Annotated in this window: 25 protein-coding genes; 12 read left to right on the forward strand and 13 right to left on the reverse strand. The window is 65.0% G+C overall.

The window, feature by feature from the left end:
* The first annotated feature begins 201 nt into the window (after window positions 1-201).
* Complete coding sequence (locus ACVIGB_RS46330) at window positions 202-654, forward strand: DUF4279 domain-containing protein (protein ID WP_456724236.1); 453 nt, start codon at window positions 202-204, stop codon at window positions 652-654.
* 213 nt (window positions 655-867) lie between these two features.
* On the opposite strand, the gene ACVIGB_RS46335 is transcribed toward ACVIGB_RS46330, so the two are convergent.
* Window positions 868-1,776: a DMT family transporter gene (locus tag ACVIGB_RS46335; protein WP_456725263.1), complete on the reverse strand. Its 909-nt coding sequence runs from the start codon at window positions 1,774-1,776 to the stop codon at window positions 868-870.
* Between the two features lie 81 nt (window positions 1,777-1,857).
* Between ACVIGB_RS46335 and pdxR the strand changes: the two genes are divergently transcribed.
* Complete coding sequence (gene pdxR / locus ACVIGB_RS46340; RefSeq protein ID WP_456724235.1) at window positions 1,858-3,315, forward strand: MocR-like pyridoxine biosynthesis transcription factor PdxR; 1,458 nt, start codon at window positions 1,858-1,860, stop codon at window positions 3,313-3,315.
* Window positions 3,316-3,524: 209 nt separating this feature from the next.
* Here pdxR and ACVIGB_RS46345 read toward each other — a convergent pair whose 3' ends face one another.
* The 5 genes from ACVIGB_RS46345 to ACVIGB_RS46365 all read right to left on the reverse strand — a co-directional run bounded on the left by ACVIGB_RS46345 (window position 3,525) and on the right by ACVIGB_RS46365 (window position 8,365).
* A complete protein-coding gene (locus tag ACVIGB_RS46345) occupies window positions 3,525-4,745 on the reverse strand; it encodes a bifunctional alpha/beta hydrolase/OsmC family protein (RefSeq protein WP_456724234.1) in 1,221 nt (406 codons plus the stop codon).
* A 28-nt stretch (window positions 4,746-4,773) separates the two neighbouring features.
* The gene (locus tag ACVIGB_RS46350; protein ID WP_456724233.1) at window positions 4,774-5,436 is read right to left on the reverse strand and encodes a sulfite oxidase-like oxidoreductase; all 663 of its coding nucleotides are present in this window, start codon (window positions 5,434-5,436) and stop codon (window positions 4,774-4,776) included.
* A 13-nt stretch (window positions 5,437-5,449) separates the two neighbouring features.
* Window positions 5,450-6,772, reverse strand: coding sequence for an MFS transporter (locus ACVIGB_RS46355; protein ID WP_298369758.1), 1,323 nt, complete (start codon window positions 6,770-6,772; stop codon window positions 5,450-5,452).
* Between the two features lie 85 nt (window positions 6,773-6,857).
* Window positions 6,858-8,084: a cytochrome P450 gene (locus ACVIGB_RS46360; protein WP_456724232.1), complete on the reverse strand. Its 1,227-nt coding sequence runs from the start codon at window positions 8,082-8,084 to the stop codon at window positions 6,858-6,860.
* A gap of 74 nt (window positions 8,085-8,158) precedes the next feature.
* Window positions 8,159-8,365: a ferredoxin gene (locus ACVIGB_RS46365; RefSeq protein ID WP_016842874.1), complete on the reverse strand. Its 207-nt coding sequence runs from the start codon at window positions 8,363-8,365 to the stop codon at window positions 8,159-8,161.
* A gap of 176 nt (window positions 8,366-8,541) precedes the next feature.
* On the opposite strand from ACVIGB_RS46365, the gene ACVIGB_RS46370 reads away from it, so the two are divergent.
* Entirely contained in the window at window positions 8,542-9,174 is a 633-nt protein-coding gene (locus tag ACVIGB_RS46370; RefSeq protein ID WP_456724231.1) for a TetR/AcrR family transcriptional regulator, read from the forward strand.
* Between the two features lie 6 nt (window positions 9,175-9,180).
* Here the strand turns inward: ACVIGB_RS46370 and ACVIGB_RS46375 are convergent, their stop codons facing one another.
* A complete protein-coding gene (locus ACVIGB_RS46375; protein WP_456724230.1) occupies window positions 9,181-10,602 on the reverse strand; it encodes an amidase in 1,422 nt (473 codons plus the stop codon).
* A gap of 88 nt (window positions 10,603-10,690) precedes the next feature.
* On the opposite strand from ACVIGB_RS46375, the gene ACVIGB_RS46380 reads away from it, so the two are divergent.
* Window positions 10,691-11,542, forward strand: coding sequence for an alpha/beta hydrolase (locus tag ACVIGB_RS46380; RefSeq protein ID WP_456724229.1), 852 nt, complete (start codon window positions 10,691-10,693; stop codon window positions 11,540-11,542).
* Between the two features lie 94 nt (window positions 11,543-11,636).
* Here the strand turns inward: ACVIGB_RS46380 and ACVIGB_RS46385 are convergent, their stop codons facing one another.
* The gene (locus tag ACVIGB_RS46385; protein ID WP_176532658.1) at window positions 11,637-12,413 is read right to left on the reverse strand and encodes an SDR family oxidoreductase; all 777 of its coding nucleotides are present in this window, start codon (window positions 12,411-12,413) and stop codon (window positions 11,637-11,639) included.
* A 169-nt stretch (window positions 12,414-12,582) separates the two neighbouring features.
* Here ACVIGB_RS46385 and ACVIGB_RS46390 point away from each other — a divergent pair, with 169 nt between their 5' ends.
* Window positions 12,583-13,662, forward strand: coding sequence for a tartrate dehydrogenase (locus tag ACVIGB_RS46390; protein WP_456724228.1), 1,080 nt, complete (start codon window positions 12,583-12,585; stop codon window positions 13,660-13,662).
* A gap of 269 nt (window positions 13,663-13,931) precedes the next feature.
* Here the strand turns inward: ACVIGB_RS46390 and ACVIGB_RS46395 are convergent, their stop codons facing one another.
* The 3 genes from ACVIGB_RS46395 to ACVIGB_RS46405 form a co-directional block, all read right to left on the reverse strand.
* Window positions 13,932-14,843, reverse strand: coding sequence for an NAD(P)-dependent oxidoreductase (locus ACVIGB_RS46395; RefSeq protein WP_456724227.1), 912 nt, complete (start codon window positions 14,841-14,843; stop codon window positions 13,932-13,934).
* A 30-nt stretch (window positions 14,844-14,873) separates the two neighbouring features.
* The gene (locus ACVIGB_RS46400; RefSeq protein WP_456724226.1) at window positions 14,874-16,124 is read right to left on the reverse strand and encodes an allantoate amidohydrolase; all 1,251 of its coding nucleotides are present in this window, start codon (window positions 16,122-16,124) and stop codon (window positions 14,874-14,876) included.
* Between the two features lie 121 nt (window positions 16,125-16,245).
* Window positions 16,246-17,163 carry a LysR family transcriptional regulator gene (locus ACVIGB_RS46405; RefSeq protein ID WP_092125043.1) on the reverse strand — a complete coding sequence of 306 codons (918 nt, stop codon included), beginning with the start codon at window positions 17,161-17,163 and terminating at the stop codon, window positions 16,246-16,248.
* Between the two features lie 120 nt (window positions 17,164-17,283).
* Between ACVIGB_RS46405 and ACVIGB_RS46410 the strand changes: the two genes are divergently transcribed.
* The 6 genes from ACVIGB_RS46410 to ACVIGB_RS46435 all read left to right on the forward strand — a co-directional run bounded on the left by ACVIGB_RS46410 (window position 17,284) and on the right by ACVIGB_RS46435 (window position 22,914).
* Window positions 17,284-18,096: a putative hydro-lyase gene (locus ACVIGB_RS46410; RefSeq protein WP_456724225.1), complete on the forward strand. Its 813-nt coding sequence runs from the start codon at window positions 17,284-17,286 to the stop codon at window positions 18,094-18,096.
* A gap of 87 nt (window positions 18,097-18,183) precedes the next feature.
* The gene (locus ACVIGB_RS46415; RefSeq protein WP_456724224.1) at window positions 18,184-19,431 is read left to right on the forward strand and encodes an ABC transporter substrate-binding protein; all 1,248 of its coding nucleotides are present in this window, start codon (window positions 18,184-18,186) and stop codon (window positions 19,429-19,431) included.
* Between the two features lie 202 nt (window positions 19,432-19,633).
* On the forward strand, window positions 19,634-20,512 hold the full coding sequence (locus ACVIGB_RS46420; RefSeq protein WP_176532651.1) for a branched-chain amino acid ABC transporter permease: 879 nt from the start codon (window positions 19,634-19,636) through the stop codon (window positions 20,510-20,512).
* On the forward strand, window positions 20,512-21,498 hold the full coding sequence (locus tag ACVIGB_RS46425; protein WP_456724223.1) for a branched-chain amino acid ABC transporter permease: 987 nt from the start codon (window positions 20,512-20,514) through the stop codon (window positions 21,496-21,498). Before ACVIGB_RS46420 ends, ACVIGB_RS46425 begins: the two co-directional genes overlap by 1 nt.
* Window positions 21,495-22,226 (forward strand): ABC transporter ATP-binding protein, encoded by a 732-nt coding sequence (locus tag ACVIGB_RS46430; RefSeq protein ID WP_456724222.1) that lies wholly within the window; start codon window positions 21,495-21,497, stop codon window positions 22,224-22,226. The genes ACVIGB_RS46425 and ACVIGB_RS46430 overlap by 4 nt, the downstream gene beginning before the upstream one ends.
* A complete protein-coding gene (locus ACVIGB_RS46435) occupies window positions 22,210-22,914 on the forward strand; it encodes an ABC transporter ATP-binding protein (RefSeq protein WP_092125049.1) in 705 nt (234 codons plus the stop codon). The genes ACVIGB_RS46430 and ACVIGB_RS46435 overlap by 17 nt, the downstream gene beginning before the upstream one ends.
* A gap of 159 nt (window positions 22,915-23,073) precedes the next feature.
* Here ACVIGB_RS46435 and ACVIGB_RS46440 read toward each other — a convergent pair whose 3' ends face one another.
* Together ACVIGB_RS46440 and otnC are read right to left on the reverse strand one after the other, a co-directional pair.
* Window positions 23,074-23,367, reverse strand: a complete 294-nt coding sequence (locus ACVIGB_RS46440) for a hypothetical protein (protein WP_092125050.1) — start codon at window positions 23,365-23,367, stop codon at window positions 23,074-23,076.
* Window positions 23,368-23,400: 33 nt separating this feature from the next.
* The gene (gene otnC / locus ACVIGB_RS46445) at window positions 23,401-24,057 is read right to left on the reverse strand and encodes a 3-oxo-tetronate 4-phosphate decarboxylase (RefSeq protein ID WP_456724221.1); all 657 of its coding nucleotides are present in this window, start codon (window positions 24,055-24,057) and stop codon (window positions 23,401-23,403) included.
* A gap of 176 nt (window positions 24,058-24,233) precedes the next feature.
* Here otnC and ltnD point away from each other — a divergent pair, with 176 nt between their 5' ends.
* Window positions 24,234-25,145, forward strand: a complete 912-nt coding sequence (gene ltnD, locus ACVIGB_RS46450) for an L-threonate dehydrogenase (protein ID WP_456724220.1) — start codon at window positions 24,234-24,236, stop codon at window positions 25,143-25,145.
* Window positions 25,146-25,148: the final 3 nt, after the last annotated feature.

The following is a 25,148-nucleotide window of genomic DNA, read 5'->3' on the forward strand; positions in this document are numbered from 1 at the left end:
AACGTCCGTTGTGGGTCAATCTCGACATTCTTGCCGTTGGCCAGCCACGTCCGACCTGCCCCCAACTTCAGACATACCGCTGCACTGCGCCAACGGACTTCCGATCTATCCCTATCAACGGACATTGGCCGTTCGGCATGTCTCAAACGGGCCAGAAGCTGAACTTGACGGCTTGTTCGCTCGCAGCGTACGGGAAGTCGCATGACAGAGCAGAACACGACAGACGTGATGGACCCGACACCTCGGCGTTTCGATGTCGAACTGTTCATTGTCCATCCATCACTTGATCCGGCAGACATAAGTCGAGCCTTGGGAATGGAGGGACATTTTTCGCTTCGTGTCGGCGACCAGAGAAAGACCCCCAAGGGGACGCTCCTGTCGGGCGCCTATCCTGACACCCGATGGAGACATTCCACTCGGCACACTGTCACGGAACAATGGTTCGCCTCCGAGGTGGAGGGTTTCGTTGGGAGACTTGAACCTCACAAGGAATTTCTCACGAACCTTAGAGAGACAGGCGGATCAGCGACACTGATCATTCAATTCCTCGGTGATGGATATCTCGCCGATAACGTCCTCCCGACAACCCTTGCGAAGCTCGGTGAACTTGGGCTTTCCCTCGGGATCGAATGTTTCATGGGCCCGCCGTCTTAGGTGCTCTCGTTCGATAACTCCGCGGCGCGGCTTGTCCGCTTTGGGTCATTTTCGACGGTCTCAGCGGAGATTGTCGGCTGGCTGACGTCCGCTTCAACCCTGTAAGCGTCTAATCGGGGCCTGCCCGAAACGGCGTCGAAGGTTCACCTCTCCCCGATGGGAAGAGGTGAAACGAAACCGCCGCAAGCCGATTCAACCAAAACTCATCGCGCTTTACGCGCGCGACGGCGCGTCCGCAAGCGAGCTCAGCGCGATGCCGCCGACGATCAGCGCCGCGGCGATCGCCAGCGAAAGATCGATCGGTTCGCGGAGCAGCAGCGCCGCGGTCACGATGCCGACGATTGGCGTCGCGGTGGTGCCGAGCGAGGTCGTCAGCGCCGGCAGGCTCTTGTTGACCATCGACATCGCCCAATAAGCCAGCGCCGTGCCGATGAAGCCGGAATAGAGAAACAGCAGCACGAGGTGCGGCGACCATTTCACCGTGGGCACGCCTTCGGTGACCAGCGCCGTCGTGGTCAGCACCACCGTCGCAACCAGCACCTGCCACAGCAACAGCTGCAGCGGCGTCGCGATCCAGCGGTGCGAGCGGATATAGATGATGTTCGCGGCCCAGCAGATCGCGGCGATGATGATCATGCCGGCGCCGGCGATGACATGCAGATTGCTCCAGTCCAGTGACGCCGGGTTGAGGATCACGCAGAGGCCGGCGAGTCCCAATGCGACGCCGACGAGCTTCAGCGCGCCGAGCCGTTCGGTGCGCGCCGCGCCCGCGGCCAGCGCGACCCAGAGCGGCGTGGTGTAGCCGAGCACGACGCCCTTACTGGCCGGCAGATAGCGCAGGCCGGCGGCGACCAGGGTCGAGAAGAACGTCATGTGCAAGAGCGCGACGCTGAGCACGACAGGGACATCGGCGATCCGCGGGATGATCAAATTGCCGCTGGCGCGCAGGATCACCAGCAGGGCGACCAGGGCGACCCAGCTGCGGATCGATGCGGTCCACAGCGGCGGCACCGCCTCGACCAGCGATTTCGTCACCGACCAGTTGATGCCCCAGGCCAGCACCACGACGATGAACAAGGCGGCGGCTTTGGCAGGGGATAGGGATTGGTTCACGGGCGGCATCCTTGCAGGCGATACCGCTTCTGAATAGGATCGCACTGGCTCTATCGAAAGAGCCAGATTTGACAGATCAAAGGAGCCAGATTGATCCTTGCCGAATTGCTCGCGCTGAAGCGTGCCGATGATGCCGGGCTGACCGCGCAGCTGACGCAGCAGCTGCGTGCGCTGATGGCGAGCGGCCGGATCAGGAGCGGAGCCGTGCTGCCGTCTAGCCGCACGCTTGCAGCCGGGCTCGACGTGTCGCGCAACACGGTGACACATGCCTACGAGCAGCTCGCGGCCGAGGGGTATCTGCGCGTGGCTGCGCGGCGGCGTCCCGTAGTCACCGACGATATCGAGGCGCGCTTCGCCAGGGCGGCGCCGGCCCCGCGGGGCGATGCCGCCCGCAAGCCGTTGCTGTCGCCCTGGGCCTTGCAGCTCTCGGACACGGATTGGCCGCTGTCCTACCAGGCCGGTTTCCGGCCGCTGCGTCCTGGACTAGCGGATGCGCGCGAATTTCCCCACGAGATCTGGGCGCGCTGCCTGCGACGCAGCGCGCTGCGTCGCCGCTTCAACGACCAGACCGTGATCAACCGGCCGAGCCTGCGCGAGGCCCTGCGCGACTACCTTGAAGTCAGCCGTGGCGTGCGCGCCGAGGCCGACCAGATCCTGATCCTGCCGACGGCGCAGGCGGCGCTGACGCTGATCGCCGCGACCACCATCGTTGCCGGCGATGCAGTATGGACTGAGGATCCCGGCTATCCCGGCGCCGCGGCGGCGTTTCGCGCGGCCGGAGCGGCCGTCGTCGGCGTCAGGCTCGATCAATGGGGCATGATGCGGACGCGCGAGACGCGCGCTCCGAAGCTGATCTTCACCACGCCGTCGCATCAGCACCCGACCGGGCGGGTGATGCCGGTGGCACGCCGCACCGAGCTGCTGGCGGCGGCCGAGCCCGGCAAGACCTGGATCGTCGAGGACGATTACGACGGCGAGTTTCACTATGACAGCCGCCCGATGCCGGCCCTCCAAGGGCTCGATCGCGAGGGACGCGTGCTCTATCTCGGCACCTTCGCCAAGGCGACGACCGCCGATATCCGCATCGGCTATCTGGTGGTGCCGCCGTCACTGGCACGGACGATGGAGATCGCGCAGCGCCATCTCGGACTGATGGCTTCCGTGCACGTCCAGGAGGCGCTGGCCGGTTTCATGACCGACGGGCATTTCCTGGCGCATGTCCGGCGAATGCGGCGGATCTATCGCGCGCGCCGCGATCACCTCGCGGCGGCGCTGGCGCGGCAGCTCGAGCCGGTGCTGACAGCCGAAGTCCCGCCGGGCGGCATGCAGTTGATTGCCCGATTCAAGGATGGCGCCGCGGACCGGAGCGCCGTGACGCGCCTGGTCGCAGCCGGGGTCGAGGTGCGCGCGCTGTCGAGCCTTGCGCTGGAGCGGCCGCACGACCACGGCCTGCTGCTCGGCTTCGCCGCGTGGCGCGAGAACGAGATCGGCGCCGCGGTCCGGATCATGGCGAATTGCCTGACCGGCAAGCGCGCGGCGCGTGGGTAGAGGGGCGCTCGCAGAGTTCGGAATAATAGAAGAATGTCCCTGAGTTGCCCGACGTGTCAAGTAGCCTTGTCGAACGCCGGCGGCGGCCGGCTACTTTGCATGGGGTTGTTTTCGATATTTTTCAGCGCGCCCCTGCGACGGCCCGCAGGCGGGAGGGGGATGCAGCTGACATGCTGCTACGGCTCGGCCCGTCTCGCTGCGTCGCAGGCTCACTCCGCCGCCTTGGTGACGATCCGCACCTCCGACGTCAGCGTCTTGTGCACCGGGCACTTGTCGGCGATCTCCATCAGCCGCTCGCGCTGATCGGCGTCGAGGTCGCCTTCGATCCTGATCACACGGTCGATCTGGTCGAGCATGCCGTCGCGCGTCTCGCACTCCTCGCAATCCTTCGCATAAATCTTGTTGTGCTGGAGCGTTACGGTGATGCGATCGACCGGCAGAGACTTGCGGTCGGCATACATCCGCATCGTCATCGAGGTGCAGGCGCCGAGACCCGTGAGCAGGAAATCGTAAGGCCCGGGACCGGAATCCTGGCCGCCGACGGCAACCGGCTCGTCGGCCAGCATCCGATGCGGACCCGTCGTGACGGTCTGCTGGAACTTGCTGGCGCGGGTCTCCTGCACCACGACGTTGCGCGGCGCGCTGCCAGTGTCGGCCACAGGCTGCGGCGCGAGGTCGACATAGCGCTCGGCCCAGGCACCGATCACGTCGGCGACATAGGCGGCATCCTGCTTGCCGCTCAGCAGATGATCCGCGCCGGCAAGCGAGACGAAGCTCTTGGGATGCTTGGCCGAGGTGAAGATATGCGTGGCGTTGTCGATGCCGACGGTGTCGTCGGTCGGCGAGTGCATGACCAAGAGCGCCTTGTGCAGCCTGGTCACCTGCGCCATCAGATTCTGCTCGGCGACGTCGTCGAGGAATTCGCGCTTGATGCGGAACGGGCGGCCGGCGAGCGAGACTTCGCCTTCACCGCGCGCGCGGATGTCCTCGATGCGGTCCCTGAAAAAGTGCGTGACATGGACGGGATCGGACGGCGCGGCGATGGTGACGACCGCCTTCGCCTCGGGAATCTGGCCTGCGGCCGCGAGGATCGCGGCGCCGCCCAGGCTGTGGCCGATCAGGATCGCGGGTGCCTTGCGCGTCTCGCGCAAATGGTCGGCGGCGCGGACGAGATCGGCGACGTTCGATGTGAACGTCGAATTGGCGAAATCGCCCTCGCTGGAGCCGAGGCCGGTGAAGTCGAACCGCAGCGTAGCGATGCCCTTGGCGGCGAGCGCAACCGCGATACGCTTGGCCGCCAGCACGTCCTTGCCGCAGGTGAAGCAGTGCGCGAACAGCGCATAGGCCTTGATCGGCCCGTCCGGCGTATCAAGCGCGGCGGCAAGCTGATGGCCGCCCACACCGGTGAATTGAAAGCGTTCGTGCGGCACGGGCAGGCTCCATCATTGTGTTGATCCGTCAGTCGCCAGAATAGCGCTGTTCGGCCCAGGGATCACCGCGATTGTGATAGCCGCGCACCTCCCAGAAGCCCGGCGCATCCTCCGTCAGGAATTCGATGCGCTGCAGCCACTTGGCGCTCTTCCAGAAATAGAGATGCGGCACCACGAGCCGCACCGGGCCGCCATGCTCCTGCTCCAGCGGCTTGCCCGACCAGCTATGGGCGAGCAGCGCGTCCTCGGCGGCAAAATCCTCGAGCGACAGGTTTGTCGTATAGCCGTCATACGAATGCAGCGCGACGAAGCGCGCGTCCTCGCGCGGCCGGCAGGCGGCGAGCAGGTCGCGGGTCGCGAGCCCCTCCCATTGATTGTCGTAGCGCGACCAGGTGGTGACGCAGTGAATGTCGGAGACGAACCTGGTCTGCGGCTGCGCCGTGAATTGCGGCCAGTTCCAGTAGATCGTCTGCTCGACCGCACCGTAGACGTCGAGCCGCCAGCGCTCCCGCGTCACGTTCGGCATCAGCCCGAGATCGAGCACCGGCCAGTCCGCGGTCAGATGCTGGCCGGGCGGCAGGCGCTGCTGCTCCGGCCGGGTGATCTTGCCGGTGAGGAATTTGCCCTCGCGCGCCCAGCGCTGCTTGCTGCGCGTCAGCTTGCTCTCGGGTGGCTCGGCGTCGTCGGTCATGGGCGTAGCGCCATCATTCGTGGCGATGCATTGCGGAGTCGTGCTTGGTGTCGCGCATGGTCGAGTAGATCAAGAGCGACAGGAAGATCATGCCGCTGAGATAGTAGTAGAACCAGTCCTCATGCCCGATGCTCTTGAAATAGAGCGCGACCGCAGGCGCAGTGCCGCCGAAGATCGACACCGTGATGGCGTAGGGCAGGCCGACACCGAGCGCGCGGACATTGGTCGGGAACAGCTCGGCCTTCACGATCGCGTTGATCGAGGTGTAGCCGGCGACGAAGATCCAGGCGCCGCAGATCAAGAGGAAAGCGATGAAGGGCGACTTGGTCTCTTTCAGGGCGGTCAGGATCGGGATCGTCGCCAGCGTGCCGACGACGCCGAAGAAGATCAAGAGCGGCTTGCGGCCGATACGGTCGGACAGCGCGCCATAGATCGGCTGCAGGAAGGTCGCGAAGATCAGCGAGCCGAAGATCACGAAGGTGGTCTGGTCCTCGGTGAGGCCGACCGACAGTTTCACGAAGGTCTGCATGTAGGTGGTGAAGGTATAGAACGCCGCGGTGCCGCCGGCGGTGAGACCGACCACCAGCAGCAATTCGCGCGGATAGTTCAGGAGGCCGACGATCGAGCCGGTCGGCTTGGAGACCTTCTTGGCCTCCTCGAACGCCTCGGTCTCGTGCAGGCCGCGCCGCATCACCGCCGCGAAGATCGCGAGCATGGCGCCGATCACGAATGGAATCCGCCAGCCCCAGGCCTTCAGCTCGTCCGGCGTCAGGAACACCTTCTGCAGCAACAGCAGCACGATGATCGCGGTAAGCTGGCCGCCGATCAGCGTGACGTACTGGAAGCTCGAATAGAAGCCGCGATGCTTGGCGTCAGCGACCTCGCTGAGATAGGTGGCGCTGGCGCCATACTCGCCGCCGAGGCTCAGGCCCTCGATGATGCGGGCGAGTGCCAGGATCGCCGGTGCGGCAATGCCGATGGTGGCATAGGTCGGCGTCACCGCGATGATCAGCGAGCCGAAGCACATGCAGACAACGGAAAGTGTCAGCGACAGCCGCCTGCCATAGCGGTCGGCGATGTAGCCGAACAGCCAGCCGCCGAGCGGGCGCATCAGGAAGGTCGCGGCAAACAGCACGGCCGCATTGAGCTGCTGCACCACCGGATCGCTATGCGGGAAGAACGCCGGCGCGAAATACAGTGCGAACGCGGTGTAGGCGTAGAAATCGTACCACTCGACGAGATTGCCGACCGAGCCGATGAAGATCGCCTTGACCCGCCGCTCGACGTCATGGATGTCGAGATGGTCGCTCGCGGATTGAGCGGTTTGTTCGGACATTGGCAGGCCTCCCCGGATTCTCTGGCGCGATTCCGGGGCAACCTATCTCATTTGCGTGGTGCGATGTAACAGCTGTCCTGTTCCTTTAGGCGTTCTTGCCGAACAGAACGGGCAGTTGACGCGGGCCGCGCACCGTGCCTTCCGACCAGGTGACCTTGCCGGCCGGGTCGAGGCGGAAATCCGGAATCCGCTTCAGCCATTCCTCGATCGCCACCTGCATCTCCATCCGCGCCAGGTTGGAACCGACGCAGCGGTGGATGCCGAGGCCGAAAGCGGCGTGGCGGTTCTCCTTGCGGTCGATCACGACCTTGTCCGCGTCGGGGAACATGGCGGGGTCGCGGTTGGCCGCGGGGAACGACAGCAGCACCATGTTGCCGGCCTTGACCGGGCAGCCGGAGATCGTGGTCTCCTTCATCACCTCGCGCGCCATCGTCACCGGCGAATAGGCGCGCAGGAATTCCTCGATCGCGGTCGGGATCAGCGCCGGCTCCGCGACCAGGCGCTCGCGATCGGCGGGCGTCTTGGCGAGGTGCCAGAGCGAGGAGCCGAGCGCGCTCCAGGTGGTGTCGATGCCGGCGATCAAAAGCAGCCGCAGCGAGCCCAACACATGCTCGTCGGTCAGCGGCTGGCCGCCGGGGCCCTTGGCCCGCAAGAGCTGCGAGATCAGATCGTCGCCCGGCTCAAGCTTGCGCTGCTCGAGATGAGCCATGAAGTAGCCGGTCATCTCGCGCACGCCGTTCATCATCTCGTTCTCGTCCTTGATGCCGAGCTCGAGGATCTGGTGGATCCACTTGATGAAGAGGTCGCCGTCCTTCTCGGGGATTCCCAGCATGTGCGCGATGGCGCGGACCGGGATGTGCTTGGTGTAGCGCGCCGCGGCGTCGCAATGGCCATCGGCGATGAATTCGTCGATCAGCTCGTTGCAGATCGCGCGCACCCGCGGCTCCAGCCGCTTCATCGCGTCCGGCGTGAAGGGCGGCAGCAGCACCTGCTTGGCGGGCTTGTGCTCCGGCGGATCGGAGGTGATCGGCGGCGCACGGGCCGTGATCTCGGGGCGCATATCGCGCACGATGACGCGGCGCGAAGAGAAGTGCTCGGTGTCGTAGGCGATCTCCTTCACCGCCTGATAGGTGGTCGGCATGTAGCAGCCGAGGAAGCGCTCGGTGTGCACGACCGGCGAGGCGGTGCGCAGCGTCTCCCAGATCGGGAACGGGTCGTCGGTCCAGACCGGATCGGTATGGTCGAAATCATGGACCCAGTCGGTGACCGGGGGATGTTCGGGCAGATAGGTCGCGGACGGGGAATCGGACATCAGCTCGTTTCCTTCTCGTTCGATCAAAACGCTGGTCGGCTCAACGGGAGGCACCCGGCCATCCCTGCTGGCCGCTATTCCTCGGTGACTTCGATCGCGATTTCCGGGCAGTTGGTCTGCGCGAGCCAGGCCTTGTCCTCGAGCCCGGCCGGAACGGTCCCGTCGCCGACTTCATGGGCGTTGCCGTATTCGTCGAGCTCGAACAGTTCGGGGGCGAGCGATTTGCAGCGGGCGTGACCCTGGCACTTGTCCTGGTCGACGCGGATTCTGAGCTTGGACATGCAAGCACTCTCCCTCGGCTCTGGCGCACGGATGGGCGCGCCGGGTTCCTCATTTTAGTTTATGCAAGTTCCAGCTTGCTTGGGCGGCCGGCCTCTTAACCGGATCGCCAAGTTATAGCATATTACATTATCGTCATGCTTGCGCGTCAAGCGAAAATTCAGCGATCATTGCCGCAATGGGACAAATCGTTCGTAAGCCGTTGAAAACCTACCACCATGGCGACCTCCGCGAAGCCCTGATTCAGGCGGCGTTACGCGAGGTCGAGCTCGGTGGCCCCGAAGCGATCAGCATCAAGGCGCTGGCCAGGCAGCTCGGCGTCTCGCAGCCGGCGCCGTACCGGCATTTCGCCGACCGTGAGGCGTTGCTGGAAGCGGTGACCGCGGAAGCGTTCCGGCAGTTCAACGTGATCATGCGCGAGGCGATCGAGCAGCCCGGCAAGGGCTCGAAACTGTCGCGCTTTGCCCAAGCTGCGCTGGCCTTCGGGCTCGAGCGCCACGGCATCTACCGGTTGATGTTCGCGTCCAGAACCATGGCCTGCGCGCCCGTCGGCAGCGAGCTGCACGTCGCAGCGATGGAAACGCTGGCGCTGTTGATCGAGTCGTTCGAGGCGCCGGCGGTCGGGCTGTTGCGCGAGCGGCAGGCGCTGAAGATCTGGGCTGGGCTGCACGGCATCGTGATGCTCGCCGAGCAGGGCCTGCTCACCGGCGAGGTCGGCCGGATCAGCCGCGAGGAACTGATGGACGAGATCGTCGAGCAGACCAAGCTCGCACTCACCGTCGCGCTGCATGCGACGGAAGAAAAGGCGTAGAACGCCTTATCTCGGCGCGCGCGGATCGATCGGGGTGGTACCACGCACGCCCAGAATGTCCTCCAGCACTTTCGCGCCGGCCAGAAGTTGCGCTTCGGCGCGGGGCTTGGCCACCATCTGCAGACCGACCGGCAAGCCCGACGCGGTGAAGCCGCAGGGCAGCGACAGCGCCGGGCAGCAGGCCAGCGTGATCGCATAGACGATGCCGAGCCATTCGACGTAATTGTCGAACTTCTTGCCGTCGCATTCGGCGACATAGCGATTCTCGACCGGGAATGGCGGCACGATGGTCGCGGGCGCCAGCAGCAAATCGTATCGCTCGAAGAATTCAAGCGCACGCGCGGTCATCGCCACACGCTGCGCCTCGGCGCGCTCGAGCTTCTCGACGGTGAGCTTTAGCCCTTCCTCGATGTTCCAGATCACTTCGGGCTTGAGCAGGTCGCGCTTGGTGCGCAGCAATTCGGCCTTGCTGATCGCGAAATCGAATGCGCGCAGCACGTGGAAGCATTCATGGGCTTCGCGGAAGTCGGGATGCGCCTCCTCGACGATCGCGCCGGCTTCCGCGAAACGCTCCGCGGCCTTGCGGGTCACGGCCTTGACCTCTGGATCAACCGGCGTGATGCCGAGATCGGGCGAGTAGGCGATGCGCTTCGGCTTCCGGTTCGAGCGCACCGCGGACAGGAACGAGGTCGGCAGCACCGGCAGCGACAGCGGATCGGCCGCATGCTCGCCGCTCATTGCGTCGAGCAGCAGCGCGAGGTCCTCGACATTGCGCGCCATCGGTCCCTGCACGCCGAGCGTGCGGTCGACCCCGAATTTCGGCGTGTGGGCGACCCGGCCGATCGACGGCCGGAGGCCTACGACGCCGCAGAAGCTCGCCGGGTTGCGCAAGCTGCCACCCATGTCGGAGCCGTGCGCGAGCCACGCGGTGCCGCTGGCCAGTGCCGCCGCGGCGCCGCCGGAGGAGCCGGCCGCCGAGCGCGATGTGTCCCAGGGATTGCGGGTCGGGCCGAACACCTCGTTGAAGGTGTTGGCGCCGGCGCCGAATTCCGGCGTGTTCGACTTGGCGTAGATCACGCCGCCGTTCTGTTCGAGGCGCTCGACCAGGATGTCCGACTTGGCGGGGATGTTGTCCTTGAAGATCGGCGAGCCCAGCGTGGTCAGCACGCCGGAGACGGCGGTGAGGTCCTTGATCGGGACCGGAAGACCCGCGAGCAGGCCGCGCTCGCTGGCCGGCTTCTGCATCAGGGCCTTGGCGTGGCTGCGTGCGCGGTCGAAGCAGAGCGTCGGCAGCGCGTTGACCTTGCCGTCGACCTCGGCAATGCGCTTTTCCAGTACATCGAGCAGGTCGAGCGACGTGACGTCGCCGGCTTTCAGTTTCGCGACGACGGCACACGCCGTTTCCTTCACCAAGCCCTGATCAGCCATGCGCCGTTGCTCCTATGTCTTCTGTTTGCTTGTGCTGTAGAACATTTCCTGCCGTCGTGGCAATGCGACGAGAACCGAAGGGGCAGGGATGGCAGCGTTGTTTTCCGCGCTGGACTGGCGCGCGATGAGCCAGCAGGAGCGGGACCTCGGGTTGAACAACGGCGTTGCCGTCAAGGGCAGCGCCGAGATCGCCGCCGGCTGGGAGCAGCGCTCCGCGGCGCTGCGGCAGAAGCATCCCGAGCATCTCGACCTCCGATACGGTCCGCGTGAGCGCAACCGGATCGATTTCCTCAAAGCCCGCGATCGCGCGTCGACGTTGCTGTTCGTCCACGGCGGCTATTGGCAGACCCGCGCCAAGGAGGTGTTCACGATCTTTGCCGAGGGGCCGATGGTGCACGGCATCAATGTGGCCCTGATCGGCTACACACTGGCGCCGGATGCGACGCTCGATGACATCGTCGCCGAGATTCACGCGGGCATCGATTTTCTTGCCGGGCAGTTGCCCGCGCTCGGTGCCGCTGCCGAAGGCATCGTCGTGTCGGGCTGGTCGGCCGGCGGCCATCTGACATCGATGGCGTTGTCGAACGCCCATGTCCGGGCCGGCATGGCGATCTCGGGCATCTATGACCTCGAGCCGATCCGGCATTCCTACCTCAACGAGAAGCTCAGGCTCGACGAAGCCGCCTCACGGCGCAATTCGCCCATGATGCAGCAAGGCGGCACGGCAAAACCGCTGTCGCTGGTGGTCGGCAGCGCCGAACTGCCGCTGCTGCGCAAGCAGACCGCCGATTTCGCCGGCCATCGCGCCCGCTACGGCTTACCGGTGACCTATGAGGAGATCGCGGGGGCCGACCACTTCTCGATTTTGAACCAGATGCTGGCGCCGCAAGGCCGCATCACCACGCTGATCCGGCAGTTGTTTGAACGGACTGCGTCGTAACCCGTCATTGCGAGGAGCGGAGCGACGAAGCAATCCATGTTCCCGCTGTGGGACTATGGATTGCTTCGCTTCGCTCGCAATGACGCGGAGAGAGTTATCCCCACCCCGACGTCAGCCCGCCATCCACCGTATAGATCACGCCCGACGTATAGCCTGCACGATCGGACGCCAGGAACGCCATCAGGTCGCCGATCTCGCGCGCATGCGCGGGGCGGCCGAGCGGCAGGCCCTTCTGGAATTCCGTGTAGCGGCTCTCGTCGCCGAACTGGTTCTTGGCGCGGGTCTTGAGCAGCGTGACGTGGCGGTCGGTGCCGACCGGGCCGGGGTTGATGCCGACGACGCGGATGTTGTCGGCGAGGCTCTTGCCGCCGAGCGCGCGGGTGAACGACATCAGCGCCGCATTGCCGGCGCTGCCGCAGATGTAATTGGCGTCGAACTTCTCGCCGGCTGCGCCGATGTCGTTGACGATCACACCGCCGCCGCGCGCCTTCATCTGGGCATAGATGGCGCGGGTCAAATTGACGTAGCCGAACACCTTGAGCTCCCAGGCGTGCCGCCAGGTCGCCTCGTCGATCTTGTCGATCGAGCCGCCCGGGATGTCGCCGGCGTTGTTGACGAGGATGTCGATGTCGGCAGCCTCTTTTGCCAATCGCGCCAGATCTTCGGATTTGCGCAGGTCGACGACGCTGATCGCGGCATCGATCTGGTGCGCGGAGCGCAGCCGCTCGGCCAGCGCCTTCAATTGCTCGCCGTTGCGGGCGGCGAGCAGCAAATTGGCGCCTTCCTCGGCAAAGGCTTCGGCGGCGGCCGCGCCAATGCCCTTGGAAGCGCCGGTGATCAGGACACGTTTGCCGCGCAGATGCAGATCCATGGGATGTCTCGCTTTGGTATGAGGAATGGATGTCAGCGAAATTGGTGGGGCAGGGTCGCGCCGCGGTCAACACTGCACTGCAGCGTTGCGCTCGCGCGAAGTTTGGTCCATTGCAGGACCATCAGGATAGGCGGCATTGCCGGCCGGGCAAATCACAAGGGTGTTCTCGATGAGCAGCGCAAAAAAGCAGTATCGGATTGCGGTCATTCCCGGTGACGGCATCGGCAAGGAAGTGATGCCGGAGGGCCTGCGCGTCATCGAGGCGGCGGCGAAGAAGCACGGCGTCGACGTGAAGTTCGACCATTTCGACTTCGCCTCCTACGACTATTACGAGAAGCACGGCGAGATGATGCCGGCCGACTGGAAGGCTCAGATCGGCAAGCATGACGCGATCTACTTTGGTGCGGTCGGCTGGCCGGCCAAGATCCCGGATCACATCTCGCTGTGGGGTTCGCTGATCAAATTCCGCCGCGAGTTCGACCAGTACGTCAACTTGCGCCCGGTGCGGCTGATGCCCGGCGTGCCGTCGCCGCTGGCAAACCGCAAGCCCGGCGACATCGACTTCTGGGTGGTGCGCGAGAACACCGAGGGCGAGTACTCCTCCGTCGGCGGCCGCATGTTCCCGGACACCGACCGCGAGTTCGTCACGCAGCAGACCGTGATGACCCGCATTGGCGTCGACCGCATCCTGAAATTCGCATTCGATCTCGCGCAGTCGCGGCCGAAGAAGCATCTGACCTCGGCGACCAAGTCGAACGGCATCTCCATCACCATGCCCTATTGGGACGAGCGCGTGGAGGCGATGGCCAAGAAGTATCCCGGTGTGAAGTGGGACAAGTACCACATCGACATTCTCACCGCGAACTTCGTGCTGCATCCGGACTGGTTCGACGTCGTGGTCGGCTCCAATCTGTTCGGGGATATCCTCTCCGACCTCGGCCCTGCCTGCACCGGCACGATCGGCATCGCGCCGTCGGGCAACATCAATCCGGAAGGCGATTTCCCCTCGGTGTTCGAGCCGGTGCACGGCTCGGCGCCTGACATCGCGGGCCAGGGCATCGCCAATCCGATCGGCATGATCTGGTCGGGCGCGATGATGCTGGAGCACCTCGGCGAGAAGCAGGCAGCTGGCGCCATCGTCAGCGCGATCGAGCGCACGCTCGGCGAACGCACGCTGCGCACCCGCGACCTCGGCGGCAACGCCGACACCACGGCGTGCGGCAAGGCGGTGGCGGAGATGGTGGACTAGGTTCGCTGTCAACCATGGGGTCGTCCTGGCGAAAGCCAGGACCCATTACCCCGAATGCTTGTTGTCTTGAGAGGTCTAGCCACCGCCCTGCGCGATGACGCAGGCAGGTGGTAATGGGTCCTGGATCGCGCTCGCTACGCTCGCTTGTCCAGTACGACTTCGATATTGATTGCTTCGCGGTCTGCGTAGGGTGGGTCAGCCGAAGGCCCACCATTTCTTTCCTTGAGCACAAAGTCGGCGGGTTACGCTTCGCTAACCCGCCCTACGGTCTACCCCTTCACGATCCGTCGGCAATGCTCCCATGCCGCGTGGATCAGGTTCTCGCTCGCCTCGGGCGTGCGGAAGGCGGAGTGCGCCGACAGCGTCACGTTCGGGATCTTCGTGAGCGGGTGATCCTTCGGCAGCGGCTCGATGTTGTAGACGTCGAGGCCGGCGTGGCGGATCTGGCCGGAGTTGAGCGCATCGATCATCGCCTGCTCATCGACGATGGCGCCGCGGGCGGTGTTGATCAGCACCACGCCCTTTTTCATCTTGGCGATCTTGTCGCGCGTGATCAGGCCGCGGGTCTCGTCGTTCAGCAAGAGATGGATCGAGACCACGTCGCTGTTTGCCAGCACGGTGTCGAGCTCGGTGAATTCGACGCCCGGGTGGCTCTTCGGCGACCGGTTCCAGGCAATCACCTTCATGCCGCTGCCGAGCGCGATGCGGGCGACCTCGGCGGCGATGCCGCCGAAGCCGACCAGGCCGAGCGTCTTGCCGGTGAGCTGCATGCCGTCCTCGCGCAGCCAGTTGCCGGCGCGCATCTCGCGGTCCATCTGTGCGATCACCCGCGCCGACGACCACATCAGCGCGATCGCGGATTCCGCAACCGCGGTGTCGCCATAGCCCTTGATCAGATGCACGGAGATGCCGAGCTCGGCGAGCTCTTCCGGATTCATGTAGCTGCGTGCGCCGGTGCCGAGGAACACGACATGCTTCAGGCCGGCGCACTTCTTCGCGACGTCGGTCGGCAGCGCGGTGTGGTCGACGACCGCGATCTCGGCGCCGTCGAGCACCGCCGGATAATCCTCGGACTTGATGTCCGGGTTGCGGTTGATCCGCATCTGGGGATCGCCTGACTTCTCCAATCGCTCCGTGATGACAGCGAGCGATTCATTGGCGTCGACAAACACTGCGCGCACGAAAGCCTCCATCGAAGGAAGAAAGGATGATCAGGATGCGACGCCGGCGAGCGCCAGCACCGTATGCATCAGGACGTTGGCGCCGGCGGCGCAATCGGTCTGCGTGGCGTCTTCCAGCTCGTTATGGCTGATGCCGTCCTTGCAGGGCACGAACACCATCGCCGCCGGCATCACCGTGTTGAGGTTGCAGGCGTCGTGGCCGGCGCCGGAGGTGATGCGGCGGTGCGAATAGCCGAGCTGCTGGGCCGCGTTCTCCACCGCGTCGACCAGCTTCGGGTCGAAATGCGTCGGCGCCTTGCGCCAGACCAGATCGAGCTGGACCTCGACCTTGCGCCGCGCGGCGATCTCGGTGACGGCTGCACGGAGGTCGCGATCCAGCGCGTCCATGATCGCGGCGTCGGCGCTGCGGCAATCCACCGTGAAGGCGATCTCGCCGGGGATGACGTTGCGCGAGGGCGCTGCGATCACGGCCTCGCCGATGGTGCCTACCGCCTTCGGGCCATGCTTCCTGGCAATGCTTTCCATCGCCAGCACGATCTCCGACAGCGTCGCCAGCGCATCGCGGCGCAGCGGCATCGGGGTCGAGCCGGCGTGGCTCTCGAAACCTGTGATCTTGCCGTCGTACCACAACACGCCCTGGCCGGAATCGACCACGCCGATGGTCTTGCCCTCGGCCTCCAGGATCGGGCCCTGCTCGATGTGCAGCTCGATGAAGCTGGTGAACTTCTGGCGGCCGACCGGGGCATCGCCGCGATAGCCGATCGAGTCCAGCGCCTGCGCCACCGTGACGCCTTCGGCGTCCTTGCGCGACAGAATGTCGTCGGTGGTGAAATCGCCGACATAGGCGGCCGAGGCCATCATCGCCGGCGCAAAGCGCGAGCCTTCTTCGTTGGTCCAGTTGCAGATGCAGATCGGCAGCTCGGTCTCGATGCCGGCATCGTTGAGCGTGCGCACCAGTTCGAGCCCGGCCAGCGTGCCGAGGATGCCGTCATATTTGCCGCCGGTCGGCTGGGTGTCGAGATGTGAGCCGACGCCGATCGGTGGCTTCGACATATCCCGTCCTTTCCGCAGTCCGAACATCGAGCCGAGCGCATCGACCTGCACCTCGAGGCCGGCGCTCTCGCACGCCTTGCGGAACCAGTCGCGCACCTGCTTGTCTTCGGCGCTCAAGGTCAGCCGCCGCACGCCGCCCTTTGGCGTTGCACCGAACTGCGCGGTTTCGTGGATGGTGCCCCAGAGGCGGGCGGAATCGATCTGCAGGTTGGTGGCGGCTCGGCTCATGTCGTCAGTCCATTTCAGCTGTCTTTCCGGGGCGGTCCGAAGGACCAGGCCCGGAATCTCGAGATTCCGGGTTCGGCTCTTCGAGCCGCCCCGGAATGACGTTTGATTATCCGGCACTCGTTCAATGGCGCGCCGCTTCCACCGCGTCAACCGCCACGCTCGCCTGCGCGATCTGCCTGGCGAGATGGGCGACGCGCTCGATAGCGACCGCATCGGGCGAAGCGAGCCAGCTCGCGGTGAAGGTGAGGGGCGGCAGCTTGAGGTCGGTATCGAGCAGTTGCAAGCGTCCGTCGGCGAGCTCGTTCTCGACGATCGCCGATGGAATGACGGCAATGCCAAGCCCTTCATTGGCCATGTGGATCACGGTCGCGAGCGACGTCGAGGCGTGCAGCCGGATCGGCGGCAGGTCCGGGGCGTTGAACAGCGCGCGCACGGTCTCATAGGGCTGGGTCTTGCGCGGAAATGTGATGATCGGAAACCGCGCCAGATCCCGCCGCGCCACCGGCCCGGAGCCGAGGCCGAGCGACGGGCTCGCCAGGAAACCGATCGGGTAATCGCACAGCACATGATTGTGCGCGCCGGATGCCGAGACCGGTCCGAGCACGAAGGCGAGCTCGATCTCCTGCGCCAGCAGCCGCGGGGTCAGGTTCGGCGTGATGTCGACCTCGATCTCCAGCGACAGGTTCGGGTAGATCTCGTTGACGCTCTTGACCAGCCGCGGCAACCAGGTGTGCACGATGGTCTCCGCGACACCGAGCCGCAGTGCGCCGCGCATCGCCGAGCGGTCGCCGACCTCCGCCATCATCTCCGAGCGCAAGCCGATCAGCTTCTCGGCGTAGGTCATCATCAGCCGCCCGCTCGGCGTCGGCGACGCCACCCGGTGATCGCGGTTCAACAGCTTGACCCCCATCTCGCGCTCGAGCTGGGCGATGCGCTGGGAGATCGCCGGCTGGGTGGTGTTGAGCCGCTGGGCGGCGCCGCGGAAGCTGCCGAGCTTGACGACCCAGAGGAAGGTTTCGATCGAGCGGAAGTCCGTCATTGGAAGCATATCCCCGATCGATAAATCCTATTTATCGATTTTGATTAGAAAGGACGATTAGACATTATATCACGCTTGGTGTTGGTTTGTCCTTGTCGAGATTATGGGCAGGAGAATCCCATGACTGTTTTTGCGGCAGTGCAGCGATCTCAGGGGGTGCTGGCGAGCGTCGAAGCGCGGCGCGCCAGCCGCAACGGCATGGCCTCGGCCACCACAGCCGGGCTCGCCAACGGTTTCGTCCAGGGCAATCTGGCGATCCTGCCGGAGAAACTCGCCGGCGCCTTCCACCGCTTCTGCCAGCTCAATCCAAAACCGTGCCCGATCATCGGCATGTCCGACGTTGGCGATCCCAGAATCCCCGCGCTCGGCCTCGACCTCGACATCCGCACCGACGTGCCGCGCTACCGGGTCTGGCGCGACGGCGAGGTAGCGGACGAGCCGACTGACATCACCAAATACTGGCGCGACGATCTCGTCACCTTCGTGCTCGGCTGCTCCTATTCGTTCGAGGAAGCGCTGCTGGAGGACGGGCTGCCGATCCGTCACATCGAACGCAACCTGCGTGTGCCAATGTATCGGACCAACATCGCCTGCCAGCCGTCGGGGCCGTTCGCGGGACCGATGGTGGTGTCGATGCGCCCGTTCAAGCCGGCGGATGCGATCCGCGCGGTGCAGATCACCTCGCGCTTCCCGTCGGTGCATGGCGCGCCGGTTCATCTCGGCCACCCGCATGCGATCGGCATCAAGGATATCGCCAAGCCCGACTATGGCGATCCGGTGCCGGTGGCCGATGACGAGATCCCGGTGTTCTGGGCCTGTGGCGTGACGCCGCAATCGGTGATCGCAAGTGCGAAGCTGCCGTTCGCGATCACGCATTCGCCGGGCCTGATGCTGGTGACCGATCTCAGGAACAAGCAGCTGGCTGTGCTCTGAATAGGCAATTCGTGCAATTCATTGAGGCTTTACTGCGCGCTACAAGCATCACATCGATAATGACAAGCTGACCTAAGGGGAATTTCGATGACGATCTCTCGCCGTAACGTGTTGCTGGGTGCCACTGCCGCCGCTGCGCTCGGTCCGATGGCCGCGCGCGCGCAGACAAGCGAAGTGGCAATCGGCGTGATCTATCCGCTGTCCGGCTCCAGCGCCGCGATCGGCGTCGACGCGCAGCACGCCTTCAATACCGCGGCCGAGATCATCAACAAGAACTATGATTTCGCGCTGCCGCTCGCCAAGGGCGAAGGCCTGTCCGGCCTCGGCGGCGCCAAGGTCCGCCTGGTGTTCGCCGATCACCAGGCCGATCCCCAGAAAGGCCGCGCCGAGACCGAGCGGCTGATCACCCAGGAAAAGGTCCGCGCCGTCGTCGGCACCTATCAGAGCGCGGTGGCCGTCACTGTCAGCCAGACCTGCGAGCGCTACGGCGTTCCGTTCATCTCGGCCGACAATTCCTCGCCGAGCCTGCATCGCCGCGGCCTGAAGTATTATTTCCGCGCCTCACCGCATGACGAGATGTTCTCGGCCGCGATGTTCGACTTCTTCGATGCGATGAAGAAGAAGGGCCAGAAGATCGAGACGCTGGCGCTGTTCCACGAGGACACCATCTTCGGCACCGATTCGGCGAACGCCCAGACCAAGCTCGCCGGCGAGCGCGGCTACAAGATCGTGGCCGACATCAAGTATCGCGCCAACTCGCCGTCGCTGACCGCCGAGGTGCAGCAGCTCAAGGCGGCCAATGCCGACGTGCTGATGCCGTCGAGCTACACCACCGACTCGATCCTGCTGGTCAAGACCATGGCCGAGCTCGGCTACAAGCCGAAGAACATCATGGCGCAGGATGCCGGCTTCTCGGAGAAGGCGACCTATGATGCGGTCGGCGACAAGCTCGAGGGGGTGATCTCGCGCGGCAGCTTCTCGCTCGACCTGGCGCAGAAGCGGCCGATGGTCGGTCTCATCAACGAGATGTACCGCGCCAAGTCGGGCAAGGACTTCAACGACTACTCGTCGCGCCAGTTCATGGGCCTGATCGTGATGGCCGACGCCATCAACCGCGCCAAGTCGACCGACGGCGAGAAGATCCGCGAGGCGCTAGTCGCCACCGACATGCCGGGCGACGTGACCATCATGCCGTGGCGGCGCGTCAAGTTCGACGAGATGGGGCAGAACAACTTCGCCGATCCGGTGCTGCTGCAATACACCGCGAAGAATTTCGTGACGATCTTCCCGGAACAGGCCGCCGTCTCCGAGGCGATCTGGCCGATGAACAGCTGATCGTTTGGGCGCTTTCTCACCGTCGTCCGGGGCAAGCGAAGCGCGACCCGGGACCCCCGCGCGAGTGCGTGCACTCATCGCGTAACACAGGCAGGCGTTTTGCGATGATTGGTTGTTGGTCCTGCTACCGATGCATTTGTGGTTATGGGTCCTGGCCTTCGCCAGGACGACGCGGGAGACACATGTTGACTGGGGCACAGCGGTGACAGCCGAGACCATTATCCAGAGTTTGGCGAGCGGCCTCCTGATGGGGTTGCTCTACGGACTGATCGCCGCCGGCCTCGCATTGATCTTCGGATTGATGGACGTCGTGAATTTTGCGCACGGCGAGTTCCTGATGATCGCGATGTACGCGACCTTCTTCCTGTTCGCGTTCTTCGCGATCGATCCCTTGCTCGCGGCGCCGCTGGTCGCCGCGGCGTTGTTCGTGTTCGGCGCGGTGGTCTACCTGCTAGTGGTCCGCTTCGCGATGCGCGCCAAGGCCAATGCCGGCATGGTGCAGATCTTTTCCACCTTCGGCCTTGCGATCGTGATGCGGGGCCTCGCCCAGTTCTTCTTCACGCCCGACTACCGCAGCGTCACCAACTCCTGGGTCGGCGGCAAGACGATCTCGATCGCCGGCATCTATCTGCCGGAGCCGCAGCTGATCGGCGCGATGCTGTCGATCGCGGCCTTCGTGGCGCTCTACTTCTTCATCAATCGTACCGATTTCGGCCGCGCGCTCGAGGCGACGCGCGAGGACGCCGGCGCGGTGGCGCTGGTCGGCATCGACAAGAACCGGGTGTTCGCGCTCGGCTGGGGCCTTGGTGCCGCGCTGGTCGGCCTGGCCGGCGCCATCATGGCGATCTTCTTCTATGTCTATCCCGACGTCGGCGCGTCGTTTGCGCTGATCGCCTACGTCACCGTGGCGCTCGGCGGCTTCGGCAGCGTGTTCGGCGCCTTTGCTGGCGGCATCATCGTCGGCCTGGTCGAGGCGACCACCGCGATGATCCTGCCGCCGTCGCTGAAATCGGTCGGCATCTATGCCGTCTATCTCCTGGTCGTCTTCATCCGCCCGCGTGGCCTGTTCGGATCGATGTGATGGACACCCACTTCGCCCAACGCCGCAGGCGTGACCTGATCGTGGCGGCCTGCCTTGCGGCGATCGCAGCGTTAGTGCCGCTGTTCGTCAAGGACGTCTACATCCAGAACATCATGGTCTTGACCCTGATGTATGCCGCGCTGTCGCAGAGCTGGAACATCCTGTCCGGCTATTGTGGACAGATCTCGCTCGGCCATGCGCTGTATTTCGGGCTCGGCGCCTACACCACCGCGCTGCTGTTCACCAAGTTCGGCGTGCTGCCGTGGTTCGGCATGCTGGCGGGCGGGGCGATCTCCGCCGTGATCGCGATGGCGCTCGGCTATCCCTGCTTCCGCCTGCGCGGGCATTATTTCGTGATCGCGACCATCGTGATCGCCGAGATCGCGCTGCTGCTGATCCAGAACTGGGATTGGGCGGGCGCAGCCCTCGGCATCGATATCCCGGTGCGCGGCGACAGCTGGCTGAAATTCCAGTTCACCCGCTCCAAGCTGCCGTACTTCTATTTTGCGCTGGCGCTGGCCTGCGTCGCCTGGCTCGTCACCTGGTGGCTGGAAGATTCCAAATGGGGCTATTGGTGGCGCGCGGTGAAGGATAATCCCGATGCGGCCGAGAGCCTCGGCGTCGTCGTGTTCAATTCCAAGATGGGCGCGGCGGCGGTCTCCGCCTTCCTCGTCGCCGTCGGCGGCGGCTTCTATGCCCAGTTCGTCTCCTATATCGATCCCGAAAGCGTGATGGGTTTCCAGTTCTCGCTGTTGATGGCGCTGCCCGCGGTGCTTGGCGGTATCGGCACGCTGTGGGGGCCGGTGCTCGGCGCCGTGATCCTGATCCCGCTGACCGAGCTGACGCGATCCTTCGTCGGCGGTTCCGGCCGCGGCGTCGACCTGATCGTCTATGGCGCGCTGATCGTCGCGATCTCGCTGGCACTGCCGAAGGGGCTTGTCAGCGTGTTCAGCATGCTCTCCGGGCGCAAGGAGGCCGCGCGATGACGGCGCTCCTGGAAACCCGTGGCGTCTGGCAGCGCTTCGGCGGCCTCGTCGCCAACAGCGACGTCTCGATCTCGGTCGGCCACGGCGAGATCGTCGGCCTGATCGGCCCGAACGGCGCCGGCAAGTCGACGCTGTTCAATCTGATCGCGGGCGTGCTGCCGCCCACCCAAGGCTCGATCATCTTCGACGGCGAGGACGTGACAAAGCTGCCGGCGGCGGAGCGCTGCCAGCGCGGCGTCGGGCGCACCTTCCAGGTGGTCAAGAGTTTCGAGACCATGACCGTGATCGACAACGTCATCGTCGGCGCGCTGATCCGCAACACCAAGATGCGTATCGCGCGGCAGAAGGCCTATGAGGTCCTGGAGTTCTGCGGACTTGCGGCGCGCGCCGACAAGCTTGCCGCCGATCTCGTCCCGTCGGAGAAGCGCCGGCTCGAAGTCGCCCGTGCGCTCGCCACCGAACCGAAGCTGCTGCTGCTCGACGAAGTGCTGACCGGGCTGACGCCGGTCGAGGCGCAGACCGGCGTCGAGCTGGTGCGCAAGGTGCGGGCCACCGGCGTCACCGTGCTGATGGTCGAGCATGTGATGGAAATCGTGATGCCGCTGGTCGACCGCGCCATCGTTCTCAATCTCGGCAAGGTGCTGGTCGAGGGCAAGCCGACCGAGGTCGTCCGCAATCCAGAAGTCATTTCTGCCTATCTCGGGGATCGTCATGCTGTCGGTGCGTGAAGTCACCACCGCCTATCAGGGCCTGGTTGCGATCTCCTCGGTGTCGATCGACGTCACCAAGGGCGAGATCGTCTGCGTCGCCGGCGCCAACGGCGCGGGTAAGTCGACGCTGCTGAAATCGATCGCCGGCGCCGAGCGGCCGCGCGCTGGCACCGTCACCTTCGACGGCAAGCGGATCGACGGACAGCCGCAGCACGTCATCACCGCGGGTGGCATCGCTTTCGTGCCGGAGAACCGCCGGCTGTTTCCGCGGCTCTCGGTGCGCGACAATCTGCGGCTCGGCAGCTATCTCTATCGCAGCCAATCCGACCGCGACGCGCCGCTCGATCTGGTGTTCAATCTGTTCCCGCGGCTCGGCGAGCGGCTCGAGCAGCGCGCGGAGACCTTGTCCGGCGGCGAGCAGCAGATGCTCGCGATCGGCCGCGCACTGATGACGCGGCCGCGGCTTCTGATGCTCGACGAGCCGTCGCAGGGCATCATGCCGAAACTGGTCGACGAGATCTTCCAGGCCGTGAAGCGCATCCGCGACGCCGGCATGACGGTCCTGATCGTCGAGCAGCGCATGGCGGAGTGCCTCGAGATCGCCGACCGCGCCTACATCCTGCAAACCGGCCGCGTGCTGATGCAGGGCACCGCCGCCGAGATCACCGGCAATCCCGACGTGCGCAAGGCGTATCTGGGGCTGTAACTTCTGCAACGCCTCCACGTACGCAGACGTCATCCTGAGGTGCGAGCGGAGCGAGCCTCGAAGGATGAGCCCCGGACGCCCGCGGCCATCCTTCGAGGCGCGCCGAAGGGGCGCGCACCTCAGGATGACGCCGGTACCCGTGGGAGCGGTCGCCCGATTTCATCGTTTGGGCTGGTCCGAATGGTCTTGGGGGACGACCTCGACCTTCGCGGCCAAGTCGGGCACGCGGCTGACGCGATAGGTCGCGTTGCTGCAGGTCAGCGTCCAGGCCTCGTTGTCGGGCTTCGAGAGCTTGTCGTCCCGTTCGGCCTTGAGCGGCTTGTCGCAGGCATAACCTTGCGCCCGCAGCTGTACCGCCAGCAGGTCCGGCAAGGTCTGCTCGGCCCGAGCAGTCGACCCTGCCAGGCCAATGACGAACGGAACCGCGAATGCCACGCCTTTGAACCTCATCATGACCGTTCTCCGCATGTCTCACCTTTGCTTGATCTAGTGAGGGTGATCCGGCAGCACGAGCCCGAACGCCCTGGTCAAATCCGCAACCTGTTCGGGCGAGAGATAGCGCGGGTTTAGCCCGCGCAGCAGCAGATAGAGTTTGGCGGTTTCCTCCAGCTCCTCGGTCGCGAACACCGCGGCTTCCAGCGTGTCGCCGGAGACGACGGGGCCGTGATTGGCGAGCAGCACCGATGAATATTTCCCGGCCAGGCCCCTGATCGCGTCAGCAACGGCGGGGTCGCCGGGGCGATAATAGGGCACCAGCGCGGTCTGGCCGCATTTCATGACGTAATAGGCCGTCATCGCCGGCAGCGCCGCGCGCGGGTCGATCTCGGGCAGCATCGAAAGCGCGACCGAATGGGTCGAGTGCAGATGCACCACCGCGCCGGCGCTGGTGCGGGTCTGGTAGAGCGCGGTGTGCAGCGGCACTTCCTTGGTCGGGGCATCGCCGGAGATGAGGCGGCCGTCGGCGTCGAGCCGCGACATTTTCGCCGGATCGAGGAAACCGAGCGAGGCGTTGGTCGGCGTCACCAGCCAGCCGCCGTCGTCGAGCCGGACGCTGATATTGCCCGAGGAGCCCGGCGTCAGCCCACGCTCGAACAGCGAGCGGCCGAAGCGGCAGATATCCTCACGAAGCTTTGTTTCGCTCATCCGCTTTTGTCCACCGGTTTCGTCCGCCTGTTTTTGTCTTGGCGCTATCCGTTTTCCGCTTTGTCTCATGCTTTGGCAGCACGGCCAAGGCGTGATAGGCAAGCAGCAACGCGCGTGATCCGGAAGAGTGGAAACCCGTTTCATGTGCAATCAAGTAAAAATTTGAGGATCGCCGCATGTCGAGTTCCGCAACACCGCAGGTCGCCGTCATCGGACTGGGCTCGATGGGATACGGCATGGCGACCTCGCTCAAGCGCGCCGGCCTTGTGGTGACCGGCTGCGACGCGTCGGCCGATGCCGTCGCGCGCTTTGTGGCCGACGGCGGCAAGGGTGCAAAAACGCCGGCCGGGGCGGCCAAGGATGCCGACATCGTCGTCAGCGTCGTCGTCAATGCGGCGCAGACCGAAGCCATCCTGTTCGGCAAGGACGGCGCCGCCGAGACCCTGGCCAAGGACGCGGTCTTTATCTCCTCGGCGACCATGGACCCCGATATCGCGCGGCGCCTCGCGAAACAGCTCGAGGCGACCGGCCGGCATTATCTCGACGCCCCGATCTCCGGCGGCGCGCAGCGCGCGGCTCAGGGCGAATTGACGATCCTCGCCTCCGGCAGCGCGGCGGCGTTCGCGAAGGCGCGGCCGGCGCTGGATGCGATGGCGGCAAAGCTCTACGAGCTCGGCGATGCCGCAGGGCAGGGCGCCGCGTTCAAGATGATCAACCAGCTGCTGGCCGGTGTGCACATCGCGGCCGCCTCGGAGGCGATCGCGTTTGCCGCCAAGCAGGGCCTCGACATCAGGAAGGTCTATGAGGTGATCACGGCCTCTGCGGGCAATTCCTGGATGTTCGAGAACCGCATCCCGCATGTGCTCGACGGCGACTACGCGCCGCGCAGCGCGGTCGAGATCTTCGTCAAGGACCTCGGCATCATCCAGGACATGGCGCGCAATGCACGCTTCCCGGTGCCGGTCTCGGCCGCGGCGCTGCAGATGTTCCTGATGACATCGGCGGCCGGCATGGGCCGCGACGACGATGCGTCGGTGGCGCGGATGTATGCGCAGGTCACCGGCACCAAGCTTCCCGGCGCGAAATAAGAG

The sequence above is a fragment of the Bradyrhizobium sp. USDA 4341 genome, from assembly GCF_054063755.1.

Bases quoted from the DNA above. Each gene is read 5' to 3' on its own strand.
- ACVIGB_RS46330 (WP_456724236.1), top strand. From the start codon at position 202: ATGACAGAGCAGAACACGACAGACGTGATGGACCCGACACCTCGGCGT.
- ACVIGB_RS46335 (WP_456725263.1), bottom strand. From the start codon at position 1,776: ATGCCGCCCGTGAACCAATCCCTATCCCCTGCCAAAGCCGCCGCCTTG.
- ACVIGB_RS46350 (WP_456724233.1), bottom strand. From the start codon at position 5,436: ATGACCGACGACGCCGAGCCACCCGAGAGCAAGCTGACGCGCAGCAAG.
- ACVIGB_RS46355 (WP_298369758.1), bottom strand. From the start codon at position 6,772: ATGTCCGAACAAACCGCTCAATCCGCGAGCGACCATCTCGACATCCAT.
- ACVIGB_RS46360 (WP_456724232.1), bottom strand. From the start codon at position 8,084: ATGTCCGATTCCCCGTCCGCGACCTATCTGCCCGAACATCCCCCGGTC.
- ACVIGB_RS46365 (WP_016842874.1), bottom strand. From the start codon at position 8,365: ATGTCCAAGCTCAGAATCCGCGTCGACCAGGACAAGTGCCAGGGTCAC.
- ACVIGB_RS46370 (WP_456724231.1), top strand. From the start codon at position 8,542: ATGGGACAAATCGTTCGTAAGCCGTTGAAAACCTACCACCATGGCGAC.
- ACVIGB_RS46375 (WP_456724230.1), bottom strand. From the start codon at position 10,602: ATGGCTGATCAGGGCTTGGTGAAGGAAACGGCGTGTGCCGTCGTCGCG.
- ACVIGB_RS46380 (WP_456724229.1), top strand. From the start codon at position 10,691: ATGGCAGCGTTGTTTTCCGCGCTGGACTGGCGCGCGATGAGCCAGCAG.
- ACVIGB_RS46385 (WP_176532658.1), bottom strand. From the start codon at position 12,413: ATGGATCTGCATCTGCGCGGCAAACGTGTCCTGATCACCGGCGCTTCC.
- ACVIGB_RS46390 (WP_456724228.1), top strand. From the start codon at position 12,583: ATGAGCAGCGCAAAAAAGCAGTATCGGATTGCGGTCATTCCCGGTGAC.
- ACVIGB_RS46400 (WP_456724226.1), bottom strand. From the start codon at position 16,124: ATGAGCCGAGCCGCCACCAACCTGCAGATCGATTCCGCCCGCCTCTGG.
- ACVIGB_RS46405 (WP_092125043.1), bottom strand. From the start codon at position 17,163: ATGACGGACTTCCGCTCGATCGAAACCTTCCTCTGGGTCGTCAAGCTC.
- ACVIGB_RS46410 (WP_456724225.1), top strand. From the start codon at position 17,284: ATGACTGTTTTTGCGGCAGTGCAGCGATCTCAGGGGGTGCTGGCGAGC.
- ACVIGB_RS46415 (WP_456724224.1), top strand. From the start codon at position 18,184: ATGACGATCTCTCGCCGTAACGTGTTGCTGGGTGCCACTGCCGCCGCT.
- ACVIGB_RS46425 (WP_456724223.1), top strand. From the start codon at position 20,512: ATGGACACCCACTTCGCCCAACGCCGCAGGCGTGACCTGATCGTGGCG.
- ACVIGB_RS46430 (WP_456724222.1), top strand. From the start codon at position 21,495: ATGACGGCGCTCCTGGAAACCCGTGGCGTCTGGCAGCGCTTCGGCGGC.
- ACVIGB_RS46435 (WP_092125049.1), top strand. From the start codon at position 22,210: ATGCTGTCGGTGCGTGAAGTCACCACCGCCTATCAGGGCCTGGTTGCG.
- ACVIGB_RS46440 (WP_092125050.1), bottom strand. From the start codon at position 23,367: ATGATGAGGTTCAAAGGCGTGGCATTCGCGGTTCCGTTCGTCATTGGC.
- otnC (WP_456724221.1), bottom strand. From the start codon at position 24,057: ATGAGCGAAACAAAGCTTCGTGAGGATATCTGCCGCTTCGGCCGCTCG.
- ltnD (WP_456724220.1), top strand. From the start codon at position 24,234: ATGTCGAGTTCCGCAACACCGCAGGTCGCCGTCATCGGACTGGGCTCG.